This is a genomic window from Nonomuraea sp. NPDC003214, from assembly GCF_053590035.1.
Map to the genome: position 1 here is coordinate 587,606 of NZ_JBSFSX010000001.1, position 12,715 is coordinate 600,320.

Annotated in this window: 10 protein-coding genes; 4 read left to right on the plus strand and 6 right to left on the minus strand. The window is 70.8% G+C overall.

Features of this window, described 5'->3' with window-relative positions:
* Nucleotides 1–3 precede the first annotated feature (3 nt).
* From ACWDXC_RS02730 to ACWDXC_RS02745, 4 genes are all read right to left on the minus strand, one after another.
* Nucleotides 4–4,869 (minus strand): NAD-glutamate dehydrogenase, encoded by a 4,866-nt coding sequence (locus ACWDXC_RS02730; protein ID WP_449977325.1) that lies wholly within the window; start codon nt 4,867–4,869, stop codon nt 4–6.
* A gap of 38 nt (nt 4,870–4,907) precedes the next feature.
* Nucleotides 4,908–5,714: a tryptophan 2,3-dioxygenase gene (locus tag ACWDXC_RS02735; protein WP_219499535.1), complete on the minus strand. Its 807-nt coding sequence runs from the start codon at nt 5,712–5,714 to the stop codon at nt 4,908–4,910.
* 83 nt (nt 5,715–5,797) lie between these two features.
* Nucleotides 5,798–5,998 (minus strand): zf-HC2 domain-containing protein, encoded by a 201-nt coding sequence (locus ACWDXC_RS02740; RefSeq protein WP_219499537.1) that lies wholly within the window; start codon nt 5,996–5,998, stop codon nt 5,798–5,800.
* On the minus strand, nt 5,998–6,543 hold the full coding sequence (locus ACWDXC_RS02745; RefSeq protein WP_219499940.1) for a sigma-70 family RNA polymerase sigma factor: 546 nt from the start codon (nt 6,541–6,543) through the stop codon (nt 5,998–6,000). The genes ACWDXC_RS02740 and ACWDXC_RS02745 overlap by 1 nt, the downstream gene beginning before the upstream one ends.
* Nucleotides 6,544–6,660: 117 nt before the next feature.
* Here ACWDXC_RS02745 and ACWDXC_RS02750 point away from each other — a divergent pair, with 117 nt between their 5' ends.
* Genes ACWDXC_RS02750 through ACWDXC_RS02765 form a run of 4 tightly spaced genes read left to right on the plus strand, consistent with a single transcriptional unit; the run spans nt 6,661 to nt 11,011 of the window.
* A complete protein-coding gene (locus tag ACWDXC_RS02750) occupies nt 6,661–7,305 on the plus strand; it encodes a DUF4142 domain-containing protein (protein ID WP_449977330.1) in 645 nt (214 codons plus the stop codon).
* On the plus strand, nt 7,302–8,672 hold the full coding sequence (locus tag ACWDXC_RS02755; RefSeq protein WP_449977332.1) for a DUF1996 domain-containing protein: 1,371 nt from the start codon (nt 7,302–7,304) through the stop codon (nt 8,670–8,672). The genes ACWDXC_RS02750 and ACWDXC_RS02755 overlap by 4 nt, the downstream gene beginning before the upstream one ends.
* Before the next feature lie 49 nt (nt 8,673–8,721).
* On the plus strand, nt 8,722–9,501 hold the full coding sequence (locus ACWDXC_RS02760) for a hypothetical protein (RefSeq protein ID WP_219499541.1): 780 nt from the start codon (nt 8,722–8,724) through the stop codon (nt 9,499–9,501).
* Between the two features lie 28 nt (nt 9,502–9,529).
* Nucleotides 9,530–11,011, plus strand: coding sequence for an NADH-quinone oxidoreductase subunit NuoF family protein (locus ACWDXC_RS02765; protein WP_308125577.1), 1,482 nt, complete (start codon nt 9,530–9,532; stop codon nt 11,009–11,011).
* Here the strand turns inward: ACWDXC_RS02765 and ACWDXC_RS02770 are convergent.
* Nucleotides 11,008–11,637 (minus strand): GNAT family N-acetyltransferase, encoded by a 630-nt coding sequence (locus ACWDXC_RS02770; RefSeq protein WP_364172976.1) that lies wholly within the window; start codon nt 11,635–11,637, stop codon nt 11,008–11,010. The two genes, ACWDXC_RS02765 and ACWDXC_RS02770, sit on opposite strands and share 4 nt — an antisense overlap.
* A gap of 38 nt (nt 11,638–11,675) precedes the next feature.
* A complete protein-coding gene (locus ACWDXC_RS02775; protein ID WP_219499544.1) occupies nt 11,676–12,617 on the minus strand; it encodes an AraC family transcriptional regulator in 942 nt (313 codons plus the stop codon).
* Nucleotides 12,618–12,715 lie beyond the last annotated feature (98 nt).

Here is a 12,715-nt window from a genome sequence, read left to right on the forward strand (position 1 = left end):
GGGCTACGCCTCCGCGCGGGGCAGGCTGCTGGCCGAGACGAGCGTGCGGATGGCGCGCAGCGCGACCGACAGGGTGGCCAGGTCGAAGTTGTCGCTCTCCCAGATCTCCGACAGCGTCTGCCGCGAGCGTCCGACCGCCGCCGAGTTGGCCTCCGACCAGCGGGCCAGCCGCTCTTCCGGAGGCAGCCCCGGCGTGCTGTGGGCCAGCACGTCACGGGTGAGCGAGGCGTGCGCCGCGTACAGGTCGTCGCGCAGGGCGGCCCGCGCCATCGCGTTCCACCGGTTGTCGCGGGGCAGCGCGATGACCCGCTCGCGCAGCCGGGCGAGCTGGAGGCGGTCGGCCAGGTCCCAGTAGACCTCGGCCACCTCGTTGACCGGCCGCCCGGTCACGGACGCGACCTCGACCAGGTCGAACGTCGAGTAGGCGGGCACCATGGCCGCGACCCGCTCGGCGAGGTCGGCCGGGACGCCCCGCGCCACGAACGAGTCGCGGCGCTCCTCGAAGGCGGCCAGGTCGGGCCCGGTCAGCAGCTTGGGCATGTGGGTGAGCAGCCCGTTGACGCCCTTGACGAAGAAGCCGATCGAGCCCGCCAGGTCCAGCGGGGGCCGCCGGTTGGTGAGCAGCCACCGGGTGCCGCGCTCGGCGAGCTTGCGCGCCTCCAGGAGCATGGCGAGCTGGGTGGCGTTGTCGACCTGGTTGTCCAGGGCGTCGATCTGCCGGTAGAAGCTGGCGAAGTCGAAGACCTCGCGGGCGACCAGGTAGGCGCGGGCGATGTCCGGCGTGGACGCGCCCGTCTCCTCCCCGACGCGGAACATGAACGTGGTGCCCATCGAGTTGACGAGCTCGTTCACCACGCCGGTGGTGATGATCTCGCGCCGCAGCGGGTGCACGTCCATGTACGTCCTGAACCGGTCGCGCAGCGCCGACGGGAAGTACGACACGAGCCAGGAGGCGAGATACGGGTCGTCCGGCAGGTCGCTGCCGAGCAGCTCGGCGTCGGCCACCAGTTTGGTGTAGGCGAGCAGCACCGAGAACTCGGGAGCGGTCAGCCCCTCCCTGGCCTGGCGGCGCTCGGCGAGCACCTTGTCCGACGGCAGGAACTCCAGCTCCCGGTTGACCAGCCCGTCCCGCTCCAGGCGGCGCAGGTAGCGGGCGTGGATGTGGAGCATCTCGACCGACTGGGCGCGGGCGGCGGCCAGCACCACGTTCTGCGCGTGGTTGTCGCGCAGCACCAGCTCGGCGACCTCGTCCGTCATGGACGTGAACACCTGGTTGCGCTGCTTGTCGGTCAGCTCGCCGTCGCGGACGACCTGGTCGAGCAGGATCTTGATGTTGACCTCGTGGTCGGAGGTGTCGACCCCGGCAGAGTTGTCGATGAAGTCGGTGTTGACCAGGCCGCCGTTGAGCGCGAACTCTATGCGGGCGAGCTGGGTGAAGCCCAGGTTGCCGCCCTCGCCGATGACCTTGCAGCGCAGGTCGGCGGCGTCGACGCGCAGCGGGTCGTTGGCCTTGTCGCCGACGTCGGCGTTCGACTCGGACGACGCCTTGACGTACGTGCCGATGCCGCCGTTCCACAGCAGGTCGACGGGGGCGCGCAGGATGGCGCTGATGAGGTCGTTGGGCGCCAGCGAGGTGACGTCGGCGGGGATGCCGAGCGCCTCGCGCATCTGCGGGGTGATCTGGACGGACTTGGCGGTGCGCGGGAAGACGCCGCCGCCCGCCGAGATCAGCTCGGGGTCGTAGTCGGCCCAGGAGCTGCGGGGCAGCTCGAACAGGCGGCGCCGCTCGGCGTAGGAGCGGGCGGCGTCGGGGTCGGGGTCGACGAAGACGTGGCGGTGGTCGAAGGCGGCCACCAGCCGGATGTGCTGCGACAGCAGCATGCCGTTGCCGAACACGTCGCCCGACATGTCGCCGATGCCGGCCACGGTGAAGTCGGTCGTCTGCACGTCCACGCCGGTGGTGCGGAAGTGGTACTTGACCGATTCCCAGGCGCCCCGGGCGGTGATGCCCATGGCCTTGTGGTCGTAGCCGATCGAGCCGCCGGAGGCGAAGGCGTCGCCGAGCCAGAAGCCGTACTCCTTGGCGACGCCGTTGGCGATGTCGGAGAACGTCGCGGTGCCCTTGTCGGCGGCCACGACCAGGTAGGTGTCGTCGCCGTCGTGCCGGACGACGTCCGGCGGGGGCACGACCTTGCCGTCGACGAGGTTGTCGGTGACGTCGAGCAGGCCGGAGATGAACATCCGGTAGCAGGCGACGCCCTCGGCGAGCAGCTCCTCGCGCGACCCGCCCACGGGCGGCCGCTTGACGACGAAGCCGCCCTTGGAGCCGGTCGGGACGATCACGGTGTTCTTCACCATCTGGGCCTTGACCAGGCCGAGGATCTCCGTCCGGAAGTCCTCCATCCGGTCCGACCAGCGCAGCCCGCCCCGGGCCACCTTCCCGAACCGCAGGTGCACGCCCTCCACGCGGGGCGAGTAGACGAAGATCTCGAACTTCGGCCGGGGCAGCGGCAGCACGCTGATCGCCTGCGGGTCGACCTTCAGCGAGATGTACGGCTTGCGCCGCCCGTCGACCGTCTGGAAGTAGTTGGTGCGCAGCGTCGCCTGGATCATCTCCAGGTACGCGCGCAGGATCCGGTCCTCGTCGAGCGAGGCGACCTCGTCGAGCGCGCCCAGGATCTCCTCGTGCAGCGCCTCGGCCAGGTCGAACCGGGACTCGTCGGTGCGCCGCGGGTCCAGCCGGGCCTCGAACAGCTTGACCAGCAGCCGGGCCAGCCGGATGTTGCCCAGCACCACCCGCTCCATGTAGCGCTGGGAGAAGGTGCTGCCCGCCTGGCGCAGGTACTGCGCGTAGACGCGCAGGATCTCGACCTGCTCCCAGGTCAGCCCGGCCTTCAGGATGAGCGCGTTGAAGTTGTCGGCCTGCACGTCGCCCCGCCACAGGGCCATGAGCCCGTCCTGGAAGAGCTGCTTGAACGCGTCGCGGTCGACCTCGGGAGAGGGCGTGTAGCGCAGCCCGAAGTCGTAGATCCAGGCGTTCTTGGTGCGCGGGTCGTTGTCGCGGTCGATCTCGTACGGCCGCTCGTCGACGACCTCGACGCCGAGGCGCTGGATGAGCGGCAGCACCTGGGACAGGGAGATCGGCGAGCCGACCTTGTAGATCTTCAGGCGCCGCTCGCCCTCGGCCGCATCGTACGGCTCGTACAGGTTGATCTCGATCTCGCCGTCGGCGGCGACCTGCTCCAGGCGGCGCAGGTCGTTGACCGCCATCTTGGGCGGGAAGTCGGCCTTGTAACCCTCGGGGAAGGCGGACTGGTAGCGCTTCAGGAGGGCCGGGGCCTCCTCCTCGGAGGTCAGCTCCAGCAGCGCCGAGCCCAGGTCGTCGGTCCACGAGCGGGTGATCGCGGCCAGCCGCGCCTCCAGCTCCTCCACGTCCACGCCCGGCGGCGGGAGCTGCTTGCCGCGCTCGCCGCGGATCACCACGTGCAGCCGGGCCAGCGCCGACTCGCCGATCATCGCGCTGTAGTCCAGCGTCCGCCCGCCCAGCGCCTTGAGCAGCACCTCCTGCATCCGCAGCCGCACGTCCGTGGTGTAGCGGTCGCGCGGCAGGTAGATCAGGCAGGAGATGTAGCGCCCGTAGTCGTCGCGGCGCAGGAACAGCTTGACCTGCTTGCGCTCGCGCAGCCGCAGCACGCCCATCGCGATCGGCAGGAGCTGGTCGATCGAGGTCTGGAACAGCTCGTCACGCGGGAACGTCTCCAGGATCTCGATGAGGTCCTTGCCGTCGTGGCTGTCGGGGGTCAGCCCGGCCAGTTGCAGCACGTCGGCGAGCTTGCGGCGCAGCACCGGGATGCGCGAGATCGACTCGTTGTAGGCGACGTGCGTGAACAGGCCGAGGAAGCGGCGCTCGCCGATCACCTCGCCGTCGGGCGAGAACAGCTTGACGCCGATGTAGTCCAGGTAGGCGGCGCGGTGGACGGTGGCGCGCGAGTTGGCCTTGGTGATGATCAGGAGCTGCTTCTCGCGGGCCTTGGCGCGCACCTCGGGCGGCAGCACCGAGAAGCTCTCCGAGCCGATCTTGTCGTGGCGCAGGATGCCGAGCGCGGCGCCGGGCAGCGCGCGCAGCGCCTCGCCCTGCTCGGTCTCCTCCAGCCGGTACTCGCGGTAGCCGAGGAAGGTGAAGTGCCCGTCGGCGAGCCAGCGCAGCAGGTCGAGGCTGTCCTCGACCTCGGCGGGCTCCAGCGGCGGCGGGTTGACGCTCAGGTCCTCGGCGGTCTGCACGGCCAGCGCGCGCATCTTGGCGAAGTCCTCGACCGCGTGGCGCACGTCGGTGAGCACCCGCTGCAGGTCGGCCTCCAGGCTCCGCAGGACCTCGGGGTCCGGCTGCCTGTCGATCTCGATGTGCATCCAGGACTCGACCAGCATCTGGCCGGTGACGTCCTCCTGGCCGCGGCCGAGCATCCTGCCCGTCATGTCGCGGCGCACCCGCATCTGCGGGTGGACCACCAGATGCATGCCGATGCCGTGCCGGTCGAGCTCCATGGTCACGGAGTCGACGAGGAACGGCATGTCGTCGGTGACGACCTCCACGACGGAGTGGCCCGGGTCCCACCCGTTCTCGTCCAGGGTGGGGGTGTAGGCACGGACGACGGCTCTGCCCTGGGGGCGCGTCTCGGCGAGCTGGCGCTGGGACATCGCCGGGCCGTACACGTCGACGGGGTTGCGATCGAGCAGGTCCTCCGGCGCGACGTGCCGGTAGTAGACGCGCAGGAAGGACAGTGCCTCATCGGGGCTCACATGATCGCTGCTCACCGCGCACCGTTGCGCGGCTCTTTGGAGCAGCTCATCCTTGGCCTCGTCGAGCGGCATTTCGCTCTCACTCCTTTGTGAGGGTTCGCCTGGACTTCTCACAGCCAGGCTCTGAGTTCCCACAGCTGCGGGAAGTAGTGCAGTCGGACGCGTCCCCGCAGGTAGGGTGCGCCCGTCGAGCCGCCGGTGCCCGATTTCGTGCCGATCTGCCGTTCGACCATCTGCACGTGACGCATGCGCCACTGTGCGGTGGTCTCGTCATGCGTCAGCAGGTCTTCGGCCAGTTGCCACAGGTCGTCGTACGACCGGCGGTCCCTCGCCACGGCCAGCAGCGAGCCCATGATCTCGTCATCGTCGGAGACCGGCAGGCCACGCTGGGAGAGGGCGGTCAGATAAGCATCCCACAGCGTGGGCTCCTCCAGTCGCCGTCTCAGCCGGGCGATTTCGGTGTCGTCGGCGTCGCGGAGCCGCGCGAGGTAGCGGGCGTCCTTGGCGCCTGACAGGAACTCCAGCTCGCGGAACTGCACGGACTGGAACCCGCTGGCCGGCGCCAGCTTGGACCGGAACGCCAGGAAGTCCTGGGGCGTCATCGTCTCCAGGACCTCGACCTGCTCGATCAGCACCCGTTCCACCGCGTGCACCCGCTTGAACTGGTGCCGAGCCCGCCACAGCTCACCGTCGAACATGGCGGTCCTGGCCACCTCCAGCTCGTGCAGGAGCAGCTTGAACCACAGCTCGTAGACCTGGTGGATGGTGATGAACAGCAGCTCGTCGGGCGCCTGCGACTCGGGGCGCTGCTGGTCGAGCAGCTCGGGCAGGCGCAGGTAGCCGCCGTAGGACAGGCGGCCGCCCTCCTCACCGAACTGGCGGTCGCGAGGGGCGGCCGCATCTTCGCCGATGCCCACCGAACACCTCCCCTGACCGCCCGGTCCTGGGTGACCGGGCGTACGCCTCGCCGTACCGATATCACCCGAAAAGGGGAAATACGTCAACGCGACATCGACATCGGCGGATCGTCTCCGGATGAGGCGGAGGGCTCGCGTTTGAGCTCGTCGAGCCGGTCGGGAACCCCGGCGAGCTCGACCAGCTCGGCCTGGCACCGTGCGCACACGTCGAGGTGACGCTCGAACGCCTCGTGCTCCTCGTCGTCGAGGACGCCGAGAACGTAGGCGGCCACCCCGTCATGCATCAGCCGGCTACCCCCTTGTCCCGCAAAAGTTCACGGAGCGCCCGGATGCCGTAGTAGAGCCGGGACTTCACCGTGCCCGGCGGGATCCCCAGAATCTCCGCCGCTTCACTTATCGTACGGTCCCGAAGGTAGGTCTGTTCAATGACTTCACGGTGTTCGTCCGAAAGGCTACGGAGCGCATCGGCGACCACGATGGCCGACAACGCGCGCTCGGAGCCGTCCGGCACCGCGAGCATGTCGACCTCAGGCGGCTCGACCTCGTGAGGTCTCACGCTCCTGCGCCGACGTCCGTCGATGACGATTCTGCGGGCTACTGTCAGCAGCCACGCCCAGATGAGGCCCGGTTCCCATTGCAGTCTTGCCGAGTTACGCCAAGCTCGGACGATCGTCTCCTGCACCACGTCCTCGGCCCATTGAAGATCGTTACCGGTCGACTTGCGTACGTGGCGCAGTAGAGGGCCGCCGAACTCTTGGTAAAGCACCGCGATGCGGTGCTCGGCCTCGGCATCCGCACTCTCGAACCTGCCGTCGAGGTGACCTAGCACGGGGCACATCTTTACACCTTCGTTATCACCGTGGCAGCCACTCCGATAACTCCAGTCATTTCTAACTATCTCTGGGCATAGCTGAACCAGTCGGGAAAAGACCGCGTACCTTCGACCATGCACAGGCTTTTGCGCGGCGAAGTAGTGATGTTCGGCGGCTTCGCACTCGCGGCATCGCTCACGATTCTGCTGATCATGCCGCAGGCGAACACCGCCGTCCTGACCGAGGTCACCCAGACGGCCGCCGGCCCCCTCGGGCCGGCCGACCGCGACTTCCTGGTCAAGGTACGGCAGGCGGGTCTCTGGGAGATCCCCGTCGGGCAGTGGGCCCAGCAACGAGGCGACTCCGCGCGGGTCAAGGACGTCGGAGCGCACCTCGTGGAGGACCACAAGAAGCTCGACGCCCAGGTCCGCCGGTTGGCGGCACGGCTCGCCGTGCCGCTGCCCGACCGGCCGAGCCCGGACCAGCAACGGTGGATGGCGCAACTGGCCGCCGAGACCGGTCCGGCGTTCGACCGGGACTTCGCCAGGCTGCTGCGCGCCGCGCACGGCAAGGTGTTCGCCGTCGTGGCGGACGTCCGAGCCGGCACCCGCAACACGGAGATCAGGAAGTTCGCCCAGACGGCGGTGACGGTGGTCATGCGCCACATGACGCTGCTGGAGTCCACCGGGCTCGTCGACTTCGACGAGCTGCCCGAACCCCCGACGCCCGTACCCGCAGCACCCGCCCCCGCGGCGGCCGACCCAAGGAGACAACCTTGAGATCCAGACGCATGGCCGCGGCCATGTCCGCCCTGGCCATGGTGGCCGGCGGGCTGGTGTCCGCGGCCGTCATCGGCAGCGCGCCACCAGCCAGCGCGGACCAGTGCGAGGTCGACAATCAGCGACCCCCGGACCAGCGCCAGGACCAGGACCCGCAGGAACCCGAGGAGCAGGTGCCGCAGGACCCCGACGACCAGGCCCCCCAGGACCCGCAGGAACCCCAGGACCCGCAAGCCCCTCAGGACCAGGACCAGAACCAGGACCGGGACCAGGACCGGGACCAGGACCGGGGGCAGCAGCAGGACGACGGCGACGTGTTCGTCCAGGGCGGGGGCGTCGCGCCGGCTCTGGAGCCCGTCGAGGAGCCCACCGCCGAGACCTTCGGCCGCCGGGGCCGCCCCACCCGCACCCCCACCCAGCAGCCCACCGGCCAGCCCACCGAGGAGCCCACCGAGTCCCCGTCGCCCTCCCCCTCCCCCACCGGTGAGGAGAGCGGCTGCACCGACGTCGGCCCCTTCCCCGCCGACTTCGTCGACATCCGGCAGGTCCCGCCGTCCCAGGGCGACGCGCGCATCGGCCGGACCGGCTCGCGAGGCTCGTTCGTCTCCCGCTGCGGGACAAACGGCGAAGGTCACCACAACCCGGACAACTTCATCGTCGCCCCCGGAGTCCGCAACGGCGCCCACCACCTGCACGACTACGTGGGCAACCTGTCGGCCGACGCCTTCTCGACCGACGAGAGCCTGGAGGCGTCCGGCACCACCTGCCGCCTGGGCGACAAGTCCACCTACTACTGGCCGGTGCTCCGCAACCGCCAGGTGGACACCAACGCCGACGACCCGGACGGCAACGTGGGCCAGGTGCTGCGGCCGCGCTCGGTGACGCTGCAGTTCCGCGGCAACGCGACCTCCCGCGTGACGGCCATGCCCCGCTTCCTGCGGATCATCATGGGCGACGCCAAGGCTGCGACGAACGGCGGCGCCAACGCCCGCGCAGGCTGGAGCTGCACCGGCTTCACCAACCGGATCAGCCCGGACAAGTACCCGCTGTGCCCGCGCGGCAGCCAGGTGGCCCGCATCCTGGACTTCCCGAGCTGCTGGGACGGCCAGAACACCGACAGCGCCAACCATCGCGACCACATCGTCTTCCCCGACCAGGGCGGCGCCTGCCCGCAGGGCACCAGGGCGGTCCCGCAGTTGCGGATGACGCTGACGTACTCGGTGCCGCCGGGCCGCTCGTTCGCCGTGGACGCCTTCCCCGAACAGTTGCACAACCCGGTCACGGACCACGCGGACTTCGTGAACGTGATGCCCGACCGCCTGATGTCGTTCGCCGTCAACTGCATCAACCGCGGCCGGCGCTGCTGACCCGGCGACCCTCCCGAGTCGCACCCTCACCCGACCTTGGAGGGAACCGATGCTCCACAGAAGACAGCCGCGGCACGCCCCGGGCGGCCTGGACGCCAGGAACGTCCGGCTCGGGGTGAGCGCGTCGATCGCCGCCGTCCTGCTGTCGGGGATCGCCCTGACCATGACGGAACGCGGGATCGAGCTGCTCGGCCGCGGGGTGGCCTTCCTTGAGTACTTCGCCGGCGTGTTCGCGCTGGTGTCGCTGACGGCGACGGTGGCGCTCGGGCTGCTCACCACCGAGCGCGTGTTCCTGTCGCCGGCGAACCGGGTCCGCGCACAGCTCGCCCACCGGGCGGCGGCGTTCGCAGGCACGGCGTTCCTGCTCACGCACGTGGCGCTGATGGTCTCGCTGGGGCACGTGCCGCCGGCCGCGCTGCTGATCCCGATGGCGGGGATCTGGGTGGGCCTGGGCACGCTGGCCTTCGACCTGATGATCGTCGTCGTGGTGACGGGGATCGCCCGGGGCCGGTTCGCGGTGACCGGCAGGCCGTGGATGTGGCGGCTGATGCACGCCACGGCGTACGTGTCGTGGCCGGTCGCCATCCTGCACGGGCTGACGGCGGGCCGGTGGGCGGCGAGCTGGGTGGCCTGGTCGTACATGGCCAGCCTGGCGGCCGTGGCGTCGGCCCTGCTCGTGCGGCTGCTGGCCACCATGCTGCGGCCGCCGCTGATGGCCGAGCAGGTGGACGCGCCCGCGGTCAGTGCCGCTCCGGCCGAGCCGGCCGAGCGGATGGACGCGCCGGTGAGCCTCGCCGAGGCCCGGCGGAAGTACCGGGAAGCGGGATGAACCCGCACAGGACAGAGCAGGAGTGGCCTTGATCCCGCATTCGGTGCCGCGCGTGCTGCGCATGGGACCGGCCCGGCTCACCGCCGGCCTCGACCACACCCGGCGGCTCGACCTGCCGGCGCACCGCACGCTCCACGGCGACCAGGTGCCGCGCACCCTCGACGACATCATCGCCCAGGTGGAGGAGGTGGACATGCGCGGGCGGGGCGGCGCGGCGTTCCCGTTCGCGCGCAAGCTGCGGGCGGTCGCCGACGCCCGCCGCGGGCGGGAGAGCGTGGTGCTGGTCAACGGCGCCGAGGGCGAGCCCGCCAGCTCCAAGGACGCGATGCTGCTGGTCCGCAACCCGCACCTGGTGCTCGACGGCGCGGTGCTCGCGGCCGAGGCGCTGAACGCCCGCGAGGTGGTGGTCGCCACGGTCGAGGGCGAGGTCGCGGAGGCGTCGATCACGGCCGCCGTCGCCGAGCGGCGCGCCGCCAACGTGGCGGGCGCGGCCGAGAGCCGCATCGGCATCAGGGTCGTCGGCCTGCGGGAGCGGTTCATCTCCGGCGAGGGCGGCGCGCTGGTGCGGGCGGTCAACGGCATGGACCCGGTGCCGCCCGGCCGCAAGCGGCGGGCCAGCGAGAGCGGCGTCGACGGGCTGCCCACGCTGCTGTCCAACACCGAGACGTTCGCCCAGCTCGCCGTGCTCGCCGAGCTCGGCCCCGAGCAGTACGCCAAGACGGGCACCAGCAGGGAGCCAGGCACCGTGCTGCTCAGCGTGAGCGGCGGGGCGGCGACGGCGGCGGTCGTGGAGGCGCCGACCGGCACGCCGCTGATCGACGTGCTCGACCTGTGCGAGGCGGAGATCGGCGACGGGGTGCTGATCGGCGGCTACCACGGCGCCTGGCTGGACGCGGAGACCGCGGTCTCCGCCGTCGTCTCGCGCGAGGGCATGAAGCTGGCGGGCGGCAGCCTCGGCGCCGGCATCGTGGTGCCGCTCGGCGAGTCGACCTGCCCGGTCGGCGAGGCCGCCCGGGTCGCCGCGTACCTGGCCGCGCAGTCGTCGGGCCAGTGCGGCCCGTGCCGGCTCGGCCTCCCGGACGTGGCGCGGGCGCTCGGCGCCCTGGTGGAGGGCACGGGCTCGATCGACGCGGTACGGCGTTCGGTGCGCTCGGTCGAGAGGCGGGGCGCGTGCTTCCATCCGGACGGCACGGCCAGGTTCGTGCTGTCGTCGCTGGACGCGTTCGAGAGCGACATCGCCCTGCACCTGGAGCACGGTTCGTGCGGCCGGCCGGTGCGTGGCGTGCTGCCGCTGCCGGAGCCGGAGGACGAGCCCGAGTATCGCCTGGACGTGGACTGGACCCGCTGCCAGGGCCACGGCCTGTGCGCGCACCTGCTGCCGGAGTTCGTGGAGCTGGACGACTACGGCTTCCCGTCGTTCCGGACGGTGCCGGGCTGGATGGTGAAGGAGGCCAGCCGCGCGGTCGGCATGTGCCCGGCGCTCGCGCTGCGGCTGGCCCGCGCCGGTTAGAGGCCGAGCAGGGGCAGGCAGGGCTCCAGGTGGTGGATCTCGATGCCGGGCACCGGGGTCCAGTCGGCCCTGGGGAGCCGGAACCTGCGGGAGACGACCGGCTTGCCCTGCCGCTTGTAGAGGGTGACGCCGTCGTCGTGGTAGCCCAGCTTGCCGGTCACGGCCAGGGACGACGGGTTGTCGGCGAACGCCTCGGTGGTGGCGTGGGCGGCGCCGAGCCCTTCGAAGGCCAGGTGCAGGATCGCGGCGCGCATCTCGGTGCCGATGCCCATGCCCTGGAAGCGGTGGCCGAGCCAGGAGCCGGACTTCACCTCGCGCAGGACGGGGAAGTCGGCGCCCATGATGCCCTGCGTGCCGACGACCTGGCCTTCGTACACGGCCACGAAGTTGAGCGACCAGTCGTCGGGGGTGAGCGCGGCCCACTGGCGGAAGTGGTACTGGACGGTGGAGCGGGCCCGGTCGGCGGGCGCGGCCTCGCTCCACGGGTGGACGAACGGCATGACGCCGGCCTCGTGGACGCCCTCGGCGGCGCGCTCGGCGAGTTCGTCGAGATCCTCGAGCGATGGGAAGCGCAGTTCGATCCTGGGGGTGGTGACTGAAAGATTGAAGAACGGCCAATTACGCATATTTTCCCACTTCCGCGATCAAACTGAAGAACACCCCATTATCGGGATTGCGGGAGCGGGCAACTCAGGCGGCGGTACTTTCCCGGGGCCATGCCGTGCTCCCTTTTGAACGCGTTCGCAAAGGCGAATTCGGACCCGTACCCGACCCGGGTGGCCACCTCGCTCAGCGGCGCGTCGGACGAGCGGAGCAGCCGGGCGGCGGTGGAGAGCCGCCACCAGGTGAGATAGCCCAGCGGCGGCTGCCCGACCAGCATGGAGAAGCGGCGTGAGAAGGCGGCCCGCGACAGCCCGGCCCGCGCGGCCAGCGACTGCACGGTCCACGGGTGGGCCGGGTCGCGGTGGATGGCGTCGAGCGCGACGCTGACGGCGGGGTCGGCGAGCGCCGCCGCCCAGCCGTGGGACTCGCACCGCTCGGGGTCGGCCTCGATGTGCGCGCGCAGGATGTAGAGCAGCAGCATGTCGAGCAGGGACGCCACGACGGTGTCGGCGCCCAGGCGCGGATCGGCGACCTCGCTGGCCAGCAGGCTGACGGCGGTGCGCAGCTCGGGATGGTGGCCCAGCCGGGCGGGCAGGTGGATCAGGCCGGGCAGGTTGAGCAGGATCGGGTGGGAGCGCGACTCGTCGAGCCGGTAGCCGCCGCAGAGCGTCACCGTGACCGCCCCGGGCCCGCCGACGGAGGCCGAGGCGTAGAGCTGGGCCTCGTCGCCCGGGTCGCAGGCGGTGTGGGTGATGGGCGTGGTGGGCGAGTCGGCCAGCGCGTAGCCGTCGCCGCGCGGGAAGAAGATCACGTCGCCGACGCCCAGAGGGAAGGGCTCGCCCTTGTCGGGGATCACCCAGCAGGAGCCCTCCAGGATCACGTGGAACCCGGCCGAGCCGGGCCCGGAGGCGAAGCGCTGGCCCCACGGCGCGTGCCAGGCGATCCGCGTGGAGTTGGGCAGCCCGACCCGCATGCCGGCGATCACGTCACTGAGCACGTCCATGAGCGGAGTCTACCCCGCGAGACGATCGCGTATAAAAGCCAGTCACTCACGCATTGGATGTCGCGTCTGAGCCTCCTACGGTTGCATCAACCGAAAGG

Excerpts from the sequence above, each read along its gene's own strand:
- ACWDXC_RS02770 (WP_364172976.1), bottom strand. The coding sequence starts at position 11,637 with ATGCGTAATTGGCCGTTCTTCAATCTTTCAGTCACCACCCCCAGGATC.
- ACWDXC_RS02775 (WP_219499544.1), bottom strand. The coding sequence starts at position 12,617 with ATGGACGTGCTCAGTGACGTGATCGCCGGCATGCGGGTCGGGCTGCCC.
- ACWDXC_RS02750 (WP_449977330.1), top strand. The coding sequence starts at position 6,661 with ATGCACAGGCTTTTGCGCGGCGAAGTAGTGATGTTCGGCGGCTTCGCA.
- ACWDXC_RS02760 (WP_219499541.1), top strand. The coding sequence starts at position 8,722 with ATGCTCCACAGAAGACAGCCGCGGCACGCCCCGGGCGGCCTGGACGCC.
- ACWDXC_RS02740 (WP_219499537.1), bottom strand. The coding sequence starts at position 5,998 with ATGCATGACGGGGTGGCCGCCTACGTTCTCGGCGTCCTCGACGACGAG.
- ACWDXC_RS02730 (WP_449977325.1), bottom strand. The coding sequence starts at position 4,869 with ATGCCGCTCGACGAGGCCAAGGATGAGCTGCTCCAAAGAGCCGCGCAA.